The sequence below is a fragment of the Anoxybacillus sp. ST4 genome (assembly GCF_019448545.1).
Lineage (GTDB): Bacteria > Bacillota > Bacilli > Bacillales > Anoxybacillaceae > Anoxybacillus > Anoxybacillus pushchinoensis.
This window is the reverse complement of record NZ_JAHZOE010000099.1, coordinates 1-272: the sequence shown is the minus strand read 5'-3', so window position 1 is coordinate 272 and position 272 is coordinate 1. Positions and strand designations below refer to the sequence as shown.

Genomic DNA, 272 nt, shown 5'->3' with positions numbered 1-272 from the left:
TGAAGATGACAAGGTTGATAGGTCCGAGGTGGAAGCGTGGCGACACGTGTAGCTGACGGATACTAATCGATCGAGGACTTAACTAAGCACACAAGAAAAGCGAGAACGTTAGTTCGAAGCTAGACAGTAAGAAAAGCGTAGGCTAACCTGTTATCTAGTTTTGAAGGAATTATCCTTCACGCCTTATGCGGCGAAAAGAAGCATGTTTGCTCGGTGACGATAGCGGAGAGGTCACACCCGTTCCCATCCCGAACACGGAAGTTAAGCTCTCC

General features: G+C 48.2%; 2 rRNA genes. Both read left to right on the top strand.

From position 1 onward, the window contains the following. A 23S ribosomal RNA gene (locus K1I44_RS15165) occupies window positions 1–86 on the top strand; the annotation flags it as partial. A gap of 123 nt (window positions 87–209) precedes the next feature. Beyond that, window positions 210–272, top strand: a 5S ribosomal RNA gene (rrf, locus tag K1I44_RS15160); the annotation flags it as partial.